The following is a 19,540-nucleotide window of genomic DNA, read 5'->3' on the forward strand; positions in this document are numbered from 1 at the left end:
CTGAGGGTGCCACCGGCATCGGTTGCGTGGGCTCATTGGCAACAGAATTCGTTGCCGCCGGCCAGGCCGCGTCCGGGGCCGGAGCCTGCGACGCTCCGCTCCAGCCAGCCTGCGGCGCCCCGCTCCAGCCGGTCTGCTGTGTGGTCGGCTGCCAGCCGCCGGCTGGCTGCGCTGGAGGTTGCTGGTCGGTCCCCTCGGCCTGCGGTTGACCCTGCTCCGGGGCACTCTCCTGGTCGCTCATCGCGTCCTCCTGATTTCGCTCGAACACCAGCCAGTCTGTGACCAGAGCCCATGAGCAGGCTTTCCGATTCCTGTGAGAACCTGTGGATCTGCGACCCCGCGACCTCACGCTGAACGATGGTGTACCAAACCCGGTTCAGGATCGTTCAGGCTCCACCGCTCGCGCCCGAGTGCCCGCCGATCGAGGACGAAGTCGACGCCCGGTGTCCCCCGGACCACCCGGTGCACTAGTTTCTGAACCATGGCCACCACCACGACGCCGGACGCACTGGAGCGCCGCAACAAGTGGACCTTCGGCATCGGCACCATCGGCCGCGACATGGTCTACACCCTCGTCAGCATGTTCATGGTCTTCTTCCTCAGCGAAGTCCTGGACGTCAGCGACACCGTGCTGCTGTGGGTGAGCTGGCTGGTGCTCGGCGCCCGGCTGTTCGACGCCGTGATGGACGTCGTGATGGGCTCGATCGTCGACAACACCCACTCCCGCTGGGGGCACTACAAGCCGTGGATTCTGGTCGGGGTGCTCTGCTCGGCGGTGTTCACCGTCCTGTTGTTCGCCGACCTCGGCCTGGACGACCAGACCTTCATCGTCGTGTTCGCCGTGGTGTACCTGCTCTGGGGGCTGTCCTGGACGATGAACGACATCCCCTACTGGGCGATGCTGCCCGCGCTCAGCGTCGACCAGAAGGTGCGCGAGCGGATCGGGTCGGTGGCCAAGATCTTCGCCAACATCGGCCTGCTGGTGGTGGCGGTGGCGGTGATCCCAGTCACCAACGCGCTCGGCGCCGCTGTCGGCCTGCCGCGAGCCTGGCTGCTGTTCACCGCGGTGATCTGCGTGATCATGGTGGCCGGCCAGTTCGTCACCCTGTTCGGGGTGAAGGAACCCCACCTCGCCGCCGAGCAGCAGCACACCTCGCTGCGGGAGGTGGCCGGCGTGGTGTTCAAGAACGACCAGTTGCTGTGGACGTCGATCGCCATGGTCATCTTCATGACCGGCTACCTGACCACCACCACCTTCGGCACCTACTTCTTCAAGTACGCCTACGGGGACGAGGAGATGTACTCCCCGTTCGCCGCCGTGCTGATCTTCTCCCAACTGATCGCCTTCATCACCTTCCCGATGTTGCGCAAGCGGTTCAACCGGCGGCCGATCTTCACCGTCTCGATCGTGCTGCTGCTGGTGGGATACCTGGCCTTCTTCTTCGCGCCGATGTCGATCCTGGCGATCGGCGCGTGCGGTCTGCTGCTGTTCATCGGGCAGGGCTACATCACCATGCTCATGCTGGTCTTCCTCACCGACACCATCGACTACGGGCACTGGAAGCTCGGCCGGCGCAATGTCGGGGTGACCTTCGCGCTGCAGCCCTTCATCAACAAGGTGGGGGCAGCCCTGTCCACCCAGATCGTCGCGGTCACCATCGTGGCAGCCGGCATCTCCAGCGCCCACACCCCCGCCGACGTGACCGCGGACGGGCTGATGCTGATGAAGGTGGTCATGCTGATCGTGCCCGCTGTCCTGATCCTGGTCAGCTACCTGCTCTACCGCTGGAAGTACCGGATCGACGAGCAGTTCCACGCCCGGATCATCGCCGACCTGCGGGAGCGGGGGCAGTTGCAGAGTGATGGCTGACCCCGTCTCCCGGTTGCTGGCCGACGAACTGCAGCAGCTGACCGGGCGCTCCGCTGTGGCTGGGCCTCTGCTGGTGATCGACGACCCGGCGCTGGCCAACCACCTCCGCCAGGAGGGACGAGACGTCCTGGCCTCCTGCGACGACCTGCGGGACGAACGCTCCCTCACCCTGGCTGGAGTGGATTGCCTTGACCAGTCCACTCTGGCCGCGGCCCAGGTGGTGCTGCTGCGGCTGCCGAAGAGCCTCGGCATGCTGCAGGACTACGCCGAGCGGATCGCCGCCTGGGCTCCGCCCGACGTCCGGGTGCTCGCCGGCGGCCGTGAGAAACACCTCACCCGGAGCATGAACGACGTCCTGGCCGGCTGCTTCGGCTCCGTCCGGGCCAGTCTGGGACGACAGAAGTCCCGGGTGCTGCACGCCGAGGAACCGCTGGCCGTCGAACGGTCCTGGCCGCGCCGGACGGAACTGGACGAGCCGGCGCTCACGGTGGTCAGCCATGCCGGCGTGTTCGCGGCGGGCCGGCTGGACGGCGGCACCCGGCTGCTGCTCGAGGCGCTGGAGGCGGGCCTGGAGCCCGCCGAGCGGCACCTCAGCCTGCCGACCCTTCCGGCAGCGCCGGGACGGGAGAGCAACCCCGATTCGACGCAGCCGTCCCGGTCGAACCGCTCTCAGCTCAGGGCGGTCGACCTGGGCTGCGGCTCCGGCATCCTGGCCTGCACCCTGGCCAGAGCCGGCCACACCGTCCTGGCCGTCGACGTCAGCCGGGCGGCCGTCGCCTCCACCCGCGACACCGCTGCCGCCAACCAGCTTGCGATCGAGGTCGAGCGCGCCGATGGACTGGCCGGGCACCCGGCGGGCAGCGTCGACCTGGTGGTCTGCAACCCACCCTTCCACCGCGGCACCACCAAGGACTCCTCCCCTGGTTTCGACCTGCTGGCAACGGCGATACCCACGCTCGCACCCGGCGCCGAGGTCTGGACGGTGTTCAACTCCCACCTGCCCTACCTCCCCTTCCTGCGCCGCCAACTGGGCGCCACCCGGGTGGTCGTCCGCGACCGGCACTACACGGTCACCCGGTCGGTTCTGGCTCGCTAGGCTCGACGGGTGGCTGAACGCACCCGCACCACCGGCTGGCTGCCCCGGCAGCACGGCGTGTGGGCGATGCTCGTCCTGCCGTTCGCCGTCGGCACGGCCCTGGTCTGGCAAGCCGGTGGCCTTCAGGTCCACCTCGTGCCGCTGTTCGCCACCTGGGTCCTGGGTTACTGCGCCTTCTACGCTGCCTCGGGTCTGCTGAAGTCCCCGTCGGCCCGGCGCCGCCGCTGGTTGCCGGCGCTGGCGCTCTACACGCTGGCCACGCTGGGCTCCGGGCTGGCGACCGTCTGGCTGGCCGGCCCCGGGCTGTGGTGGTGGCTGGCCGGCTATGCCCTGCCGCTGTGCTGCGCGCTGTGGCTGGCCGCCCGCCGGGAGGAGCGCCATCTCGCCGGCGGCCTGCTCACCGTCACCCTCGCAGCGGCAATGGTGCTGGTCGTCCGGTTCCCCGACCCGGTCGGCATGCTCACCGATCCCGCCTTCCCCGCGGCCGCCAGCTGGGCGATCCTGCTGTTCGGCTATCTCGGCGGCACCGTCTTCCACGTCAAGGCAATGATCCGCAAGCGCGGACAGCTGGGCTGGCGCAATGCCTCGATCGCCTGGCATGCACTCTGGACGGTCGTCGCCTCGGCCGGAGCGATCACGGGCCAGGTCGAGCGCTGGTGGCCGGCGTTCTTCCTGGCCGCCACCGTCCGGGCCTGGCTGCTGCCGATGGTCAGCGACCAGCGGCGGATCCGTCCGGGGGTGGTGGGGAGCGTTGAGGTGGTGCTCAGCGTCGCGGCGCTCGGCCTGGCCCTCGCCGGACTGTCAAGGTGAACTCGACATCCCAGTGAGTTGAGCTTGACCTTCCCACAGGCAGCATTTACCTTTTTCTCAGGAAACGATCCACGTGGGGACGGGGGCGCAGCCGTTCCGTTGTCGTACCCAGGAGCCTTATGCCAGCCTCAACCCACCCCCGGCGTTCCCTAGAGCGGCAGACCCCAGCCAAACGTTGGCAGATCTTGGCGTCGATCTTCGTCGCCCTGATGTTCAGCACCAGCCTGCTGAGCAGTGCCCCCGTGGCCAGCGGCGCCAGCAGCGCCAGCCTCTTCAGTTCCACCACGAAGCCGAAGACGAAAGCCGTCGAGAAGAAGAAGTCAGTCAATCTCGGAGTGCGGTTCAGCACGAAGACCGACGGCACGATCACGGGCCTGCGGTTCTACCGCTCGTCCAAGCAGAAGAAGGCCTACACCGCCTCGCTGTGGGGCCCGGACGGCAAGCTCCTGGCCCGCGCCACCTTCAAGAAGTCGACGAAGACCGGCTGGCAGACCGCCCGGCTGAGCAAGCCGGTGAAGATCAAGAAGGGCAAGACCTACACCGCGTCCTATCTCGACAGCAACGGCCGGTTCGCCGTCACCCGCAGCTACTTCACCAAGAAGCGCACCAAGAACGGCATCACGGTCGCAAAGAAGGGCGGCGTCTTCAGCTACAGCAAGAAGAGCAAGCGGCCCACCTCCAAGACCACGGCGAACTACCTGGTGGACGTCGTGTTCGTGCCCAAAGTGACGGCTCCGGCGCCGACCCCTACCCCGTCCACGCCACCGTCGAAGACGCCCACCACCCCGAACCCACCGGTGGCGTCGAAGCCCGGGGCCTCCTTCTCGATCGCCATCATCCCGGACACCCAGGACGAGGTGTACAGCGCCTCCGACCCGTTGTACGCAGAGCGCACCCAGTGGCTGGTCGCCAATCGGACCAAGCTCAACCTCGCCTACGTGCTGCACACCGGTGACAACGTCAGCTTCGGCTGGCTGGCGCCGTCCCAATACGCCGTCGCGACGAAGGCCATCGGCAAACTGCGGGACGCCGGCATCCCCTACTCCCTCAGCATCGGCAACCACGACACCCGGGTGGTCGGCTGGGACGACAAGCCGGGCAGCACTGGCTACGGCGGCTCGGCCTACGCGCAGAACCCCGAGTGCCCCCAGCGGCTGGGGGCAGCGGCCTGCGACTCCTCGTACCTGGTCCGGCAAACCGCGGAGTTCAACGACGCCTTCCCACTTTCCACCTGGCGGAACGTGGGCGGTGTCTATGAGGCGGGCAAGGTCGACAACACCTGGTCCACCTTCACCGCTGCCGGTACCGACTGGCTCGTCCTCAACCTCGAGCTCTGGCCCCGCCGCGGGGTCGTCGACTGGGCCAAGAAGGTCGTCGCAGCCCATCCCAGCTACAACGTGATCATCCAGACGCACCACTACCTCGACGGCAACGGTTCGATCTCGAACAGCAGCGGGGGCTACGGGGAGACCTCCCCCAAGTACCTCTACGATCAGGTCGTCTCCCAGTACAGCAACGTGAAGTTCGTGTTCTCCGGCCACACCGGCGCCTTCACCAAGCGGACCGACACGATCAACGGCAATACGGTGGTCTCCTATCTCGGCAACCAGGTCTCCGGCCGCGCCGACCCTGTCCGGGTGCTGACCATCGACACCTCCACCGGCGAGGTCACCGGCGCCGTCCAGAACCCGATCGCCAGCACCACCATCGCTGCCTACAACACCCGCGACAAGATCTCCGTCATCAAATAGGGCGCGAAGGTCGCGGTGCGCAACGGTCGAATGATCGGCTTCGCACCGCGACCGGGACGGAGAACTGATCAGCCCCGCCGGGCTGGCGCACGTGGCTATGCCCTTGTAACGGCAGGTACTCTACGGATGACAAAGTGCTGGCTACTGCTCGGGGGCATGTATGGCTGAAGCGCTGTCGGTGCAACAGCTTGGGATCATTGCGCGACGGTACTGGCTCGTCGTGGTCGTTGCCGTGCTGCTGGGCGCCGTGGCGGGGTACGGGGGTTCGCGGCTGATTCCGCCAACCTACGCAGCGACCGCCACCCAGTTGGTGAAGGGCATTCCCGGCACGGACGCGACAGCCAACTATCAAGCTGCCCAGTATGCGATCAGCCGGGCCCGCACCTATCCGGTCCTGATCGACAGCCAGCCGGTGCTGGAGGGCGTCCGGACCGACTTCAACGGCCAGTTCGACATCCCGGAGCTGCAGGAGCACCTGGCGGCCAGCAACCCCATCGACACACCCCTCGTCCAGGTCACCGCGGAAGCCGGGTCCCCCGACCTGGCACGCGACCTGGCGAACTCGGCCGCCAAACACCTGTCGAGCTACATCACCCAACTGGAAGCGGTCAACGGATCCTCGCCGGTGAGCGTCGAGGTGGCCGTCCAGGCAACGGCTCCGAGCAGCCCCACGTCGCCCCGTCCGTTGCTGATCGCGGCGATCGCTGCCTTCGCCCTCGGCTGCCTCGCCCTGGCGATCGCCGTCGTCAACGAAGTGCTGGTACGCCCGCGGCGGCTCGCCCAGCGACGTGAGCGCGCGCTTCGTCAGTCGCGCGAGCGAAACGCCTCGAACACCGGGGGCAGCGCACACGACCTGCCAGACGAGATCATCGTGGACGGCCCGCCAGAAGAGATCATCGTGGACGGCCCGCCAGACGAGATCACCATGGACGACCTGCCAGAAGAGATCAACGTGGACGGCCCGCTAGACGAGGTCAACGCGCACGACCTGCCGGACGAGGTGAGCGAACCGCTCGCCCCCGAGGCGTCGTCGCAGACCGATGACGGCGAACCAGACGACACCAGCCAGAGCGAGCAGGATCAGCAGTCCGCCCGGGCCTCCGCCTGAGGTGGCGCGGTGCTGGTCCTGCCCCAGGCCGGAAGGCCCTTCGCCAAAGCGCCGTACCTGGTCTTCCTGATCCTGGTGGTGGCCACCGAGCCCTGGCGCCCGGCGAACTACTTCGAGGGTTCCTTCGACTCCGTGGTGATTCTGAAGGGTCTGCTGAGCGTCATCGCGGCTGCCACCGCGTGGTGGCTGATCCGCGACCGCCCGCGACGTACCGTGCCGGCCTGGCCGGCAGTGCTGATGACGCTCTACCTGGCGATCACCGTCTTCGGCGGTTGGGCCAACGGCAGCCTGATGGCATCGGTGGTCATCGTGGTGCGGGTGCTGATCCTCATCCTGACGGTGTACCTCCTGCTCAGCGGCTATGACGGCTACGCGGTGATGGCGGGGCTGGTTGGCGCGCTGGCCACGGTCGCGCTGTTCAGCGTGCTGACCAACACCGGCCGTCCGTTCAACGGTCGCCTCGCCGGCGGGCTGCCTCCCCTCCATCCGAACGAGATTGCCGCGATCAGCGCGGTGGTGATCCTGTGGCTGATCCACCGTGGGGCCAATGCACGCGAGAGCCTGGCGGACTTCGTCGCGCTGGGCGCAGCCGGGTATGCCCTGATTGCCACCGAGTCCCGGACCTCCCTGATGATGGTGGTTCCAGCGGCCGCCATTCTGATCCTGATGGCCCGGCGGGTTCACCTCCGCGTCCTGCTCCCTTTCCTGGTTGGGCTGCCAACGTTGGTGATCGTGTTGTTCTCGGGCGACTTCCTCACCGAAGCGCTGACCCGCGGCGGCTCCGAGGAGGACATCACCTCCCTCAGCAACCGGACGATCGCCTGGACCGCGGCGCTGATGCCCAAGTCGAACCACTGGCTCACCTGGCTGGGTGGCGGGTTGTCGATGAAGCAGATCGAGGTGCCGGGGCAGTGGTGGTCGCACCAGATCCTGGACAGCAGCTGGATCTCCGCCCTCGTCCAGAGCGGCTACCTCGGCGTCGTCCTGTGCCTGGCCCTCATCCTCTACGGGGTCGCCTGCATCATCCGGACGCCCGGCGAGTTGCGTGCTTTCCGCCTCGCCGTGGTGACCTTCCTGAGCCTCCGCGGGGTGCTTGAGAGCGGCCTTTTCGACGCCAGTACAGCATTCCTCGTCTGCTTCACCGCGTTGGCTCTTCCCGACGCCCGCGGGCAACTGCATCCCACGCCAGCGCCTGTCCTGGCCCGAGCCACTCTTCCGTCCACCCTGTGGCAGCCGTCACAGCCTACGATTCCGGGGAAAAGTATGAGGAGCATCAAGAGCCGCCTGCTGGCGGCGGGAGGCGTGGTTGTGCTCGCCTTGGTGGCCACCGGCCTGTTCAACTTCTTCGCACCCCGCCAGTACGACTCGGCAGTCAGCCTCTATGCGACAGCGGCCGGCCGTCAGGTACGTGCCAGTGACATCTATCAGGGAACGATGATGGTGTCGGCGCGGATGAACACCTACGTCGAGTTGGCCACCTCACCGATGGTGCTCGACGCCGTCATCAGCGAGCTCCACCTGGAGGGCTCTGCGGCCTCGCTCTCCGAGCAGGTCGCAGCCGTAAACCCGCCAGGAACGGCCGTGCTCACCATCACGGTGACCGACCCGGTCCCGGAGCAGGCCCAGGTGATCGCCACGACCGTGGCTGCCAAGTTCCAGAACTCTGTGGAGTTGCTCGAGAGCGGCAGCGGGGCGACCGCTCAAGTCGACTTCCAGACCCTGGGGCCCGCCCAGCTTCCGCTCACTCCGAGCAGCCCCGACCAGTTGCGCAACCTGCTGATCGCCGCACTGGCGGGTGGCGTTCTCGGGTTGGGCATCCTGTTGTGGCCCATCGCCCGGATTGCCTCTTCACCCGACAAGCAACTGCGGATCATCCTGCTGGGGCCGCTGGCCGATCGCCTCGATCCCCAGGCCCTGCAGCTCGTCGGTGGCCTGACGGCCGGTCCAGCCGGCTCGGCGAAGGGTTCCAGCGTGCCGGACGGCCCCCCGGCCTGACCGGCAGGGCTGCGCCAGCAGGTTCGCACCGGATCACGGTTCGGCCGCGCCGGCCGATCGCGGAATTTCGGGGACGGTACCCCCATCACAAACTCCTGAGGAAATCCTTAGAAGAGTTTGCTATTCTCTCAGATGTGATACGCACCCGATCGACGCTGTTCTGCGGTCTGCTGACCCTGGGCCTGCTGTTTGCAGGCATGTCCGCTCCGGCCAGCGCAGCCACGGCCCGTCCGGCAGCCTCCGCGGGCTCCGCCGCGGTGGGCAGTGCGAAGTACACAGTGCCCACCGGCGCCGTCTTCGTCGCAACGTCCGGCAAAGACACCGCCGCCGGCACCAAGAGCGCGCCGGTGAAGACCGTCACCCAGGCGCTCAAACTCGTGCCGACAGGCGGCACCATCGTGCTGCGCGCCGGAAGCTACAACGAGACGGTGGAGATCTACAAGAAGGTCACGATCCAGAACTATCCCGGTGAGGCTGTCTGGTTGGACGGCAGCATCCCGGTCACCGGCTGGGTGAAGGACGGCTCCACCTGGCGCAAGGACGGCTGGAAGGTCCGGTTCGACCACAGCCCGACCTACACCAAGGGCGCGAAGGACCGGACCGACGACTGGCAGATGGTCAACCCGGCCGTCCCGATGGCCCCCTACCCCGACCAGGTGTGGACCGGCACCACCCGCCTCACCCAGGTTGCTAGCAAGAAGGCGGTGACCAGCGGGAAGTTCTACCTCGACGAGTCCACCTCCAAGCTGTACGTCGGCTCCGATCCAACCGGCGGCGCTCGCGCCAGCAACCTGCAGTATGCGATCAACGTCCGCGCCACAGGCGTGACCATCCGCGGTATCGGCATCCACCGGTTTGCCACCTCGGTCTGGCAGATGGGATCGGTGACCCTGGAGAGCCCCAACGCCACCGTCGAGAACGTGCTCATCGCTGAATCCGCCACCACCGGGATCAGTGTGATCAACAGCGGCGCCACCCTGACCAAGCTCACCGTCGAGAACAACGGCATGCTCGGCATCCACGGCAACAATGCCGACCGGATCACCCTCACCAGCGTCGTGGCCCGGAACAACAACACCGAGAACTTCAACACCGGTCCGGTCGCCAGCGGGATGAAGATCACCAAGTCCCGCGGGGTGAAGGTGACCAACAGCAGCTTCGCCAACAACAACGGGCATGGCTTCTGGGAGGACCAGTCGGTCTACGACTCGGTGCTCTCGGGCAACAACTTCACCGGCAACAAGGGCTACGGGCTGTTCCTGGAGATCTCGGCCAAGGCGATCGTGGCCGACTCGCTGATCCTGAACAACAAGCGCGAAGGCCTGGTGGTCAACAACTTCTCCAACGCCCAGATCTGGAACAACACCATCGTCGGCAACTCCAGGCCGATCTGGTTGGCCCAGGACGACCGTACCCCGACCAAGAACGACGCCGGGGTCGACAAGCGGGTAGCCTGGCCCGATCCCGAGATGACCTGGAAGGTCGACCAGGTGACGCTCAGCAACAACGTGCTGGGCATCCAGGCCGCGGGCAACACGATGCTCTGCGTGGAGGACTACACCTACACCCGGACCGCCGAGCAGATGCACGTCACCACGAACGGCAACGTCTACAACCGCGCGACGGCCACGTCTCCGAGTTGGTTGTCGATCTGGTCCCGAGGCTCCGCCGGCGCCTACACCTTCACCACCCTGAACGCGATGAAGTCCACCACCAAGCAGGAGGCCCGCGGCCGCGAGTACACCGGTGCGTCAGTGGTCGACAGCAAGGGTGCGCTGAGCGCGTCGGTCGTCTCCCAGGCGTCCGCCATCGCGCTGCCGCTGCCGAGTGCGGTGGCTGCTGCGATCGGCCGTCCGGCAGGCACCGCCGCCCTCGGCGCCTGGGTCGACGCCGCCGCATCGACCCCCGCCCCGACGCCGACCACTCCGACTCCGACGCCCACCCCGACTCCGACGCCCACCCCGACGCCGACCACACCCGCTCCGAAGCCCTCGGTCACCTCGGCGACCGACACCTTCAACCGGACGGTCGCCCACGGCTGGGGAACTGCCAAACGCGGCGGCACCTGGTCGGTCCCCAAGGCTGCCAGCAAGCGGTTCGCGGTCGCCCACGGCGTCGGGAGCGTGCGGTTGAAGGCCGGCCAGTCGTCCAAGGCCATCCTGAGCTCGGTGTCCAGCTCCTCCACCGACAGCAGGGTCTACTTCGCCCTGGACCGGAAGCTGACCGGTAAGGGACGGCAGTACGTCAGCCTGATCGGCAGGGACAAGGGCTCGGCCAGGTACGAGCTCAAGACCCGAGTCGAGAAGAAGGGCAAGGTGACGATCTGGTTGGTCAGGAAGGCGGACGGCAAGTCGACCATCCTCGCCAAAGCCACTCCGTCGGTGACCCTGCCCAACAAGGGCACGCTGGCCATCCGGCTCCAGGTGACCGGGACCTCGCCGACCAAGCTCCGCGCCAAGGTCTGGAACGCCAAGCGGCAGGAGCCCACCAAGTGGACGGTGCGCGCGACAGACAAGAAGGCCAAGCTGCAGTCGGCAGGCGCCGTGGGGCTGTGGGTCTACACCGGACCGTCGGTGTCCAACGGCCCGGTGACGGTCTTCTTCGACGACCTCTACGTCACCCGGCCATAGCGGCCAGGATCCGTTTCGACGGGGCCCACCTCATCGCTCCGGCATCGCCGGGCGGACGGGGCGGGTCCTGCTCTGTCCGGTTCCAGCGCTGGCGGCGGCCGTGGCGCCGTCCCCGCAGTCGGCGAGTCCTCCTACCGGGAGGACTGCATGGCAGCCGTCACTGGACGGGCGTACCGAGTTGCCGGTACCACTTGACCAGGGCCATCAGCAGGAACGCGGTGTTGCTGACCAGCATCAGGGTGTAGACCACGAAGAAGACCGGCGGGAAGCCGAAGAGAACGAAGACCAGGCAGAACAGGCCGTAATCCGAGGGCAGGATGAGGATCGCCCGCAGGATGCTCGTCGAGGCCTCCGAGGCAGGGGCCTTGCCCCCCGCAGCCCGGGCCAGCAGCAGATCCCGCTCCATCATCGCGAAGTAGAGCAGGCTGTCCACCACCAGATAGACGACCGGGACGAGCAGCCACACCGGCGGCAGGTCGAAAAAGCGGTAGGCGGCGATCAGGATCGCGGAGTGGATGGTGAGCACCTTGGCGGCATCCACCGTGTGATCGAGCCACTCGCCCTGAACGCTCCCGCCACCACGCAGCCGCGCCAGCTGCCCGTCCGCGGAGTCCAGGGCATAGCCCAGAACCAGCAGGGCACTGATCACCAGCCCCAGCCACCAGGCCGTGGGCACCAGCGCTGCCAGCGCGATCCCGCTGAAGGTGAAGACCGCGCTCACCGCGGTGACCCGGTTGGGGGTCCAGCCCCAGGTGTAGGTCAGGGCAGCGAAGCGGCGGCCCAGCGGCCGGTTGACCAGACGCGAATAGAGCGGTGTGCCCGCGGACGGCTTCTGTGCCGAACGCAGCCGCTCCAGCGCAGCACGATAACCCTGTCCGGTGGTGTCGTTCATCGAGCCAGTCTCCCCCGAGTCGCCGGCAATCGCCCGGCCCTGCACCGAGCACAGGTGAGTATAGTCAGCCTGGACGGTGGCTCTGGTGGGAGGCGAATGCGGATCGAGATTCGGCTGAGTGCGTCGATGTATCGACGCTGGCACGAGGATCTGGTTGACCGGCTCCGCCAACTCCCAGACAGCGAGGTCGTTGTCCGGTTCGTTGACGACCAGCCGACCCGGGCCTACCGGCGGCTGGCATCCGTGCTGCGGCTGGAACGGTGGCTGCACGGCCTGGAGCCCGGCGGGCTCGGCCGTGGGAACCTCCTACCGGCGCCGGCGACGACCGCGGGCAAGGCGGACATCGTGCTCGACCTGACCGCCGCTCCCGAACCCGGCCACTGGACGGTGCACTACGACGGACGCCCCGGCGAGGAGGCCGCCGTCGACGCGTTGCGGGCCGGGCGGCAACCTGTCGTGACCGTTGTCGACGGTGCCGGCGAAGTCCGGGCGCAGGGACGTCCGGGCAGCGAGCAGCCCGGACTGCTGGCGACCGCCCTGGCCGACATCAGCGCCGGCGTGGCCACTCTGTTGGTCGGTGCTGTCGCAGGCAAGCCGTTCGCCGCTGCGGTGATCGGCGATCCGCCGGACGGGACGCCACGACCGTTTGCCGTGATCGCCGGCCGTCGTGTCGTCGGTGCGGCGGTCCGGCTCGCCTACCGGATCGGGTTCCGGGCACCGCACTGGCGGGTCGGTTGGCGCTTCGTCGAGGGCCCGGACGTTCTCACGCTCGGTCGTCTGCCCGACACCGGGTGGCAGGACCTGCCGGATGACGGCTACCACTTCTACGCCGATCCCTTCCCCTTCGAACACGAAGGGGAGACCTACCTGTTTGTCGAGGACTTCGACCATCGCCTCGACAAGGCCGTGATCTCCGCGGTCGCCTGGGATGACCACGGGCCTCGAGGGGTTCCGCAGACCGTTCTCAGCCACGCTGTGCACCTGTCGTATCCCTGTGTGCTCGAGGACTCCGGCGAGATCTGGATGATCCCGGAGACCTCGAACGCCCAGACCGTCGAGTTGTACCGGGCAGTGCGCTTCCCCTGGGAGTGGGAGCGGCATTCGGTGCTGCTCGAGGGCGTCGAGGCCAGCGATGTCACTCCGTTCCGGCACGATGGCCGCTGGTGGCTGACGGCGGCGGTCGGCTTCGGAGGCTCCCTTTCGGACAGCCTGTGTCTCTGGTCGGCGCCCGAACTGTGGGGTCCGTGGACGCCCCACGCTCACAATCCGGTCCTGGTGGACATCGCGAGCGCGCGACCGGCCGGCCACGTCCAGGTCAGGGACGGGCGCCTGCTCCGACCGGTCCAGGACTGCCGGGCAGGCTACGGTGCAGCGATGGGCGTGGCCGAGATCACCCGGCTCGATGACGACGGCTTCGAACAGCAGGTCATCGCCCAGCTCGGCCCCGGCGAGAGCTGGGCTGGCAGCCGGCTGCACACCCTCAACACCGCAGGGGGCATCGAGACCATCGACGGCTCCAGACTGTCGCCGCGGTTCAGGCGGGCGCGAACCCAGGGCTGAAGCCTCGTCCAATCCGCCCGGGCAAGGCAGTGCGATCGTCCGTCCGAGCGACTCAACCGGCCGGGCGGAGGTGAGGCGGTTCAGCAGCCGAGCCGAACCGCCTCACCTCAGTCACCTGCGGATGCTCAGGCGGGCTTCACCACGAAATCGGTGAACCTCGCCATGATCGGCGACGCAGTCGCGGAGCCCGAGAGATAGCTGTGCAGCCCCACCGAACCGGCTCCCTGCAGAGCGGCAGTCGTATCGACCACCGAGGAGGTCCACGTCGTCGGCTCGGTCTGGCCGGCACGCCAGACCTTCATCCTCAAGGTCGTGCCGTTCGTGCCAGTCACCTGGAACTTGACGTTCACCGCACTGCCAATGGCCAGACCGCCACCCGGCAGGCTGACATTGGTCAGCACCGTCTCGGTGCCGTTGACGGTGCGGACGAGCTGGGCGAACAGTTGGGTGTCCTGCACCCGAACGGTGGCCCGGTAGTCCGTGGTGCCGTTGCGACGGGCGACGAACGAGGTGTAGATGCCGCCACCGGTACCGGACTTGTCGTAGCTGACGCTGCCCTGCATCTCGACATCCCCGGCAGAGATCCCGTTCAGGTAGGCCGCCGGCCCGGCGCCAGCATTCATCCTGAGTGTGGCGCCACCACCGTTCACGGCGAGGTTGGTGCCCGAACCACCGGGCGTCCACACGCCGCCGACGTCGGCCATCCCCCAGCCATTGGTCACCACACGGTTGAAGGAGTCGGAGGCGAGCACCGTCGGCGCCGTCACCGTCACGGCGATCGTGGTGGTGCCGGTCGCACCGCCGTTGTCGGTCACGGTCAGCGTCACCTGATAGCTGCCCGGCCCGGCATAGCTGTGGCTGGTGGTGACACCGGTTCCGGTCGCGCCGTCACCGAACTCCCAGGCGTAGCCGGTGATCGTTCCGTCCTGGTCCTGGGAGGTACCGGCGTCGAAGGCCACGTTCAGGTCGTTGACCGTGTAGACGAAGTCGGCCTGCGGCGCCTGGTTCGGCGGCGCAGTGGTAGTCACCTGGTGGCTGGTCGAGTCCGTCCCACCCCGATTGTCGGTCACCGTCAACGTGATGGTGAAGGTCCCCGCCGTGGCATAGCTGTGCGAGGCGGTCGCGCCGGTGGCGGTGGAACCATCACCGAAGGTCCACTGGTAGCCGGTGATCGTCCCGTCGGGATCCGACGAACCGGAGCCGTCCACGGCGACCGTCAACGCGTCGACCGTCGCGGCGAAGGCCGCTACCGGGGTGACGTTGGCAGCAGTGACCGTGACCGAACGGGAGGTGGTGCCGGTGGCGCCCTGGTTGTCGGTCACCGTCAGGGTGATCGTGTAGCTGCCCGGGGCTGCGTAGCTGTGGCCCGCCGTCACGTCACTGGCGGTGGTGCCGTCACCGAAGTTCCACTGGTAGCCGGTCACGCTGCCGTCCGGATCGCTGGAGCCCGAGGCGTCCACCGACACCGCGAGGTCGTTCTGGGTCACCTCGAAGGCGGCCACCGGCGGCTGGTTCGGCACCGGCTGGGACGCCTGGTAGTGCGCGAGCACCCGGCTGGCGCTGAGTTCGTGGAGGTAGAAGGCCACCTCGTCGATGTCACCCTCGAACCACACCCCGCTGTTGTCCCAGGTGTTGTCGCCACCCACGTGCAGCCAGCCGGTGTAGGCCTCCGCCGAGGTCTGCGGGTTGGACCCCACCAGTGCGCCGTCGACATAGAGCTTCATTCCGCCGGACGACTGGGTCGCCACCACATGGTGCCACTGCCCGTCGGTGTAGCTGGCGTCGGAGACGATCGTGTTCATCTGTCCGGTGTAGGTACCGAACACCAGCTTGCCGTCCTGCTGCAGGTAGACGTGCCGGTCGTAGCAGCTCGACGGGCTGCTGACGCTGCAGCCGAAGCCCATGATCTTGCCACCGCCGCTGGAGGTACGGAACCAGGCCTCTTCGGAGTAGACCGTCGGGTTGGCGAACGAGTCGTCGGAGGTGACGTACTGCCCGGCGACCGGCGCCGGGTTGAACGTCATCGCGGTGTTGTCGTTGCCGATCGCACCTTCCACGCCGAGCGCCGGACCACCGACAATGCTGCCGTTGCTCAGCCCGCCGCCCACGTCGTGCGCCGTGGTCCCGCTGGCCTCGTCCAGCCGCCAGTAGAGCCGCGGGTGGTCGGCGTAGACCGACGCCCCGTAGGTATCGTTCGGACCCGCCGGGGCCGTCACGGTGACCTGGTGGGTCACCTCGCCGGTGGCGCCCTTGTTGTCGGTCACCGTGAGGGTGACGGCGTAGCTGCCGTTCTCGGTGTAGATGTGGGTGGGGTTCTGGTCGGCGGAGGTGGTGCCGTCCCCGAAGTTCCAGGCGTACGCCGCGATGGTGCCGTCCGCGTCCGTCCCCGACCCGGCGAAGGCCACCCGGCGCTGGTTGACAGTACTGGTGAAGTCGGCCGTCGGCGCCTGGTTGGGCTGGCCTCCGCCAGCCTGGTAGTGAGCCACGATGCGGTCCTGGGCGAGTTCGTAGCCGTAGACCGCCGCCTCGTCGATGACGCCGTTGAAGTACGGCGCGCCGCCCCAGCTGGTGTCGCCGCCCACCCGCCAGTAACCGTCATAGTCCTGCGCGGCAGCCTGCGGGTTGGTGCCCTGCAGCTGGCCGTCCACGTACAGCTTCATGCCGCCCGTGGCCTGGCTGGCCACGACGTGGTGCCACTCGTTGTCGTTGAACGACGCGGCAGTCTCGATCGTGTTCATCTGCCCGGTCCACACGCCGAAGACCAGATGGCCGTTGCCGAGCATATAGACGTGACGGTCGTAGTTCGACGAGTTGCCGCTCTGCGAACCGCCGAACCCGATGATCTTGCCGCCCGCGTTCGTGGTGGTCCTGAACCAGGCCTCGAGCGAGTAGACGGTCGGGTTGGAGAAGACACCATCGGAGGTGACGACATCATCGGAGCCGTCGAACTGGGCTGCCGCGTTGCCGGCGATCACCCCGTCAGCACCGAGCGTCACGCCGCTGCGGTAGGTGCCGTCGTTCAGCGAACGGCCGGAGTCGGCGGCACTCGTCCCGGAGGCCTCGTTGAAGCGCCAGAAGAGATCCGGGTCGTCCTGGTAGACGGTTGCGCCGTAGGCGTCTGCCGGCGCCGGTGGCACGACGGACGTCCGCCCGCTGAGCTCGTACTGGCTCAGGATCGTGGCCTGGCCAAGCGCCGTCGGGTAAACCGCCACCTCGTCGATCGAACCGACGAAGTTGGTGTTCGACGGACGCGAGGGCCAGCCGTCCAGGTTGTCGCCCTGAACCCGCCAGTAGCCGAGGTAGGTCTCGCCCTGGGTGGTGTCAGACCGCTTGCCCACCCGCACGCCGTCGACGTAGAGGGCCATACCCTGTTCGTCCATGCTGGCGGAGACCTGGTGCCACTGGTTGTCGTTGTACGACTTGGCGGTGGAGATCGTGCGGGCACTGTTGTCCTGGGCACGCACCCCGAAGACCAGCTTTCCGGCATTGGTCATGTACAGCTGCCGGTCGCGGTGACCGGAATCGCCCTCCTGCAGATCGCCGAACCCGAGAATCCGGCCTCCTGCGGTGGTGTCGGTCTTGATCCAGGCCTGGAGGGTGAACGCGTCAGGCGCGTACTGCGTGCCCTTGGCGTAGATCCGTCCCAAGGACTGGCTCGGCTGGGCGTTGCCGAAGCTCATTGCGGTGTCGTCCGCGATCGCCCCGGCCTGACCGGCACTCACGTCGGTGCCAGCGACGCCGTCGTTGAAGCCGGCGCGGTCACGAACCGTCATCGACGAGCCGCTGCGAACGTCATTCAGCGGCCAGTAGAGCTCAGCCCCGGAACTCAACACCGACTGGGCGTAGGCATTCGGGACGGCGACGTTGGTGGGCTGGGTGTAGCTGGCGGTGCTGGACCAGACCGTGTTGCCGCCCGGATCGCTGACATTGAGCAGGTAGCTGTAGCTGCTTCCCGGGGTGAGTCCGGTATCGACGTATCCCAGCGCGGGCAGCGTCCACCAGTTCGACGCGACGGTCTGGGTGTTGATGACCACGCCGCCGCGGTAGAGCTTGTAGGTCAGCAGGCGATCGTCACGGTCGCTCGCGGTCGGCCAGGAGATTCGGGCCGAGTTGTTCGTCCGGGCGGTCACCTGGGGAGCGAAACTCCCGCTGGCGAAGGTCGGCCCCTCGGTGCCGGGAGCGACCGGACGCTTGCCGAACCGCACCAGTCCCTGCTGCCCGACGCCGTTGACCCGCGGGAACTCGCCGCCGTAGACGACGAAGTCGTCGTTGCCGGTGATGGTCCAGCCGGCCTGGTACTGCCCGGTGTAGCTGCCGATGGTCATCGAGGGCAGCCAGTGGACCAGCGCGGGCGACTGCGCCAGACCGTGCCAGTTGTAGTAGCCGTGCGCATCGTTCAGGATCTCGCCGGTCACGGTGTCACTCCACGCCTGGCTGTGCTGGAACTTCCAGTCCGGGTACTGCGGATGGCCCCCGACATTGCCGCAGTAGTGCGCGTGGCCCGCCGTGTAGACGATGCCCTGGTGCAAGAAGACGCTGTAGTCGTCGCCGTGGCACTCGGTCACCCAGTCGATCGAACCGGTGGGTGCCGACAGCGGGATCTTGAAGGCACCTTCGAGGTTGCCGCCGGGACCGAAATGCCAGCTGGTGCCGTAGAGGGCGTTGTTCTGGATCCGGAGGCTGCCCACCGCGGCATCGTCGCCGGCATTGCGCACCTGCGGCTGCCAGGCGGAGTCCAGCACACCGGTGGTCGCGTTGATCTTCGCCAGCCCGTAGGCCGGCTGCCCGTTGATCGTGGTGAACTGGCCACCCGCATAGACGTCGGCGCCATCAGGGCTCACCGCCAGGCCCCACACCACCCGTTCGGCGGACGGTGCCCACGACAGCAGTGCACCGTCGCTGGCCCGGAAGGCGGCCAGGCTGTCGCGGGAGGCCGAACCCGCAGCCCCGTAACTTCCTCCGACGTAGACCGTGTCGTCGGTCACCGCGACTGCCCGCGCACGATTGCTGACCCCGACCGGATTGAAGGAGGTGATCAGGGCGCCGGTGGCGGTGCTGTAGGCCGCGACCCTGCGCCGCGCCTGGCCATTGGCAGTGGTGAAGTCACCGACCACGTAGACCCGGGAGTTGTCCGGCGAGACCGCCACCCCCAGCACCTGGCCGTTGAGGTCGGGAACGAACGAGGTGTCAAGGTTGCCGGTGGTGATGTCGAAGGCGAGCAGATTGTTCCGCACCGTCTCGTTGGTGCCTGCTGCGGCCCCCGCCGGCCGGGCTCTGGTGAACGAGCCACCGGCGTAGACCTTGTTGCCGGCCACGGCCGTGGACCACACCACACCGTTCATCTGGACGGTGGGCAACCGATCAGCGGTGATGGAGGTGTCCGGCCGAGGCTGGATGACCGCGGGAGCGGCCTCGGCCGCGACGGCGACAACCCCCAGCCCTGCCAACGCCAGAGCAGCGGACGAGGTGAGACTGACGGTGCGCTTGAGCAGCGTTGACATGGGCATAACGTGTTCCCCCCGGACGTGACGGCCCAAAAAAGTCATCGGGGGATTGAGTGGTGCCTCACACAACCGCACTCCGGGCACCAGCGTCGTTCCCCCCGATACGACCCTCGAACCGTAACATGCCCGAGCCGGTCACAACAGCCCTGCAGACAAGTCCATACGACTTCTTTGGCGGCCCGGATCGGGTAGGGGGGTCGGGTCGCCCGACCCCCCTCCCACACCACCGGACATGCGGGCCCGCATCCGGCGGTTCGCTGGATCGTGTTACCTGAAGCGCCGCCATGTCGTGTGCAGGCTGAGCAGGCCCTGATTAGTCCAGTA

10 protein-coding genes are annotated in these 19,540 nt (G+C 67.6%); 8 read left to right on the forward strand and 2 right to left on the reverse strand.

The annotated features are described in order from the left end of the window. Window positions 1-481: 481 nt before the first annotated feature. From VB080_RS10055 to VB080_RS10085, 7 genes are all read left to right on the forward strand, one after another. Window positions 482-1,870, forward strand: coding sequence for a glycoside-pentoside-hexuronide (GPH):cation symporter (locus VB080_RS10055; RefSeq protein ID WP_323418308.1), 1,389 nt, complete (start codon window positions 482-484; stop codon window positions 1,868-1,870). Continuing rightward, complete coding sequence (locus tag VB080_RS10060; protein ID WP_323418309.1) at window positions 1,863-2,966, forward strand: class I SAM-dependent methyltransferase; 1,104 nt, start codon at window positions 1,863-1,865, stop codon at window positions 2,964-2,966. The genes VB080_RS10055 and VB080_RS10060 overlap by 8 nt, the downstream gene beginning before the upstream one ends. A gap of 9 nt (window positions 2,967-2,975) precedes the next feature. Then, window positions 2,976-3,776, forward strand: coding sequence for a YwiC-like family protein (locus VB080_RS10065; protein WP_323418310.1), 801 nt, complete (start codon window positions 2,976-2,978; stop codon window positions 3,774-3,776). 185 nt (window positions 3,777-3,961) lie between these two features. Then, complete coding sequence (locus tag VB080_RS10070; RefSeq protein ID WP_323418311.1) at window positions 3,962-5,527, forward strand: DUF4082 domain-containing protein; 1,566 nt, start codon at window positions 3,962-3,964, stop codon at window positions 5,525-5,527. Window positions 5,528-5,687: 160 nt separating this feature from the next. After that, on the forward strand, window positions 5,688-6,635 hold the full coding sequence (locus VB080_RS10075; protein WP_323418312.1) for a hypothetical protein: 948 nt from the start codon (window positions 5,688-5,690) through the stop codon (window positions 6,633-6,635). A gap of 9 nt (window positions 6,636-6,644) precedes the next feature. Beyond that, window positions 6,645-8,630: a YveK family protein gene (locus VB080_RS10080; protein WP_323418313.1), complete on the forward strand. Its 1,986-nt coding sequence runs from the start codon at window positions 6,645-6,647 to the stop codon at window positions 8,628-8,630. A gap of 134 nt (window positions 8,631-8,764) precedes the next feature. Further along, window positions 8,765-11,260, forward strand: a complete 2,496-nt coding sequence (locus VB080_RS10085) for a right-handed parallel beta-helix repeat-containing protein (protein WP_323418314.1) — start codon at window positions 8,765-8,767, stop codon at window positions 11,258-11,260. A 157-nt stretch (window positions 11,261-11,417) separates the two neighbouring features. Here VB080_RS10085 and VB080_RS10090 read toward each other — a convergent pair whose 3' ends face one another. Further along, window positions 11,418-12,152: a CDP-alcohol phosphatidyltransferase family protein gene (locus VB080_RS10090; protein WP_323418315.1), complete on the reverse strand. Its 735-nt coding sequence runs from the start codon at window positions 12,150-12,152 to the stop codon at window positions 11,418-11,420. Window positions 12,153-12,248: 96 nt separating this feature from the next. Between VB080_RS10090 and VB080_RS10095 the strand changes: the two genes are divergently transcribed. Continuing rightward, complete coding sequence (locus VB080_RS10095) at window positions 12,249-13,712, forward strand: hypothetical protein (RefSeq protein WP_323418316.1); 1,464 nt, start codon at window positions 12,249-12,251, stop codon at window positions 13,710-13,712. A 125-nt stretch (window positions 13,713-13,837) separates the two neighbouring features. Here the strand turns inward: VB080_RS10095 and VB080_RS10100 are convergent, their stop codons facing one another. After that, window positions 13,838-19,213: a PKD domain-containing protein gene (locus VB080_RS10100; RefSeq protein ID WP_323418317.1), complete on the reverse strand. Its 5,376-nt coding sequence runs from the start codon at window positions 19,211-19,213 to the stop codon at window positions 13,838-13,840. Window positions 19,214-19,540 lie beyond the last annotated feature (327 nt).

The sequence above is a fragment of the Propionicimonas sp. genome (assembly GCF_034927565.1).
Classification (GTDB): domain Bacteria; phylum Actinomycetota; class Actinomycetes; order Propionibacteriales; family Propionibacteriaceae; genus Propionicimonas.

Bases quoted from the DNA above. Each gene is read 5' to 3' on its own strand.
- VB080_RS10100 (WP_323418317.1), bottom strand. From the start codon at position 19,213: ATGTCAACGCTGCTCAAGCGCACCGTCAGTCTCACCTCGTCCGCTGCT.
- VB080_RS10090 (WP_323418315.1), bottom strand. From the start codon at position 12,152: ATGAACGACACCACCGGACAGGGTTATCGTGCTGCGCTGGAGCGGCTG.
- VB080_RS10075 (WP_323418312.1), top strand. From the start codon at position 5,688: ATGGCTGAAGCGCTGTCGGTGCAACAGCTTGGGATCATTGCGCGACGG.
- VB080_RS10055 (WP_323418308.1), top strand. From the start codon at position 482: ATGGCCACCACCACGACGCCGGACGCACTGGAGCGCCGCAACAAGTGG.
- VB080_RS10060 (WP_323418309.1), top strand. From the start codon at position 1,863: ATGGCTGACCCCGTCTCCCGGTTGCTGGCCGACGAACTGCAGCAGCTG.
- VB080_RS10095 (WP_323418316.1), top strand. From the start codon at position 12,249: ATGCGGATCGAGATTCGGCTGAGTGCGTCGATGTATCGACGCTGGCAC.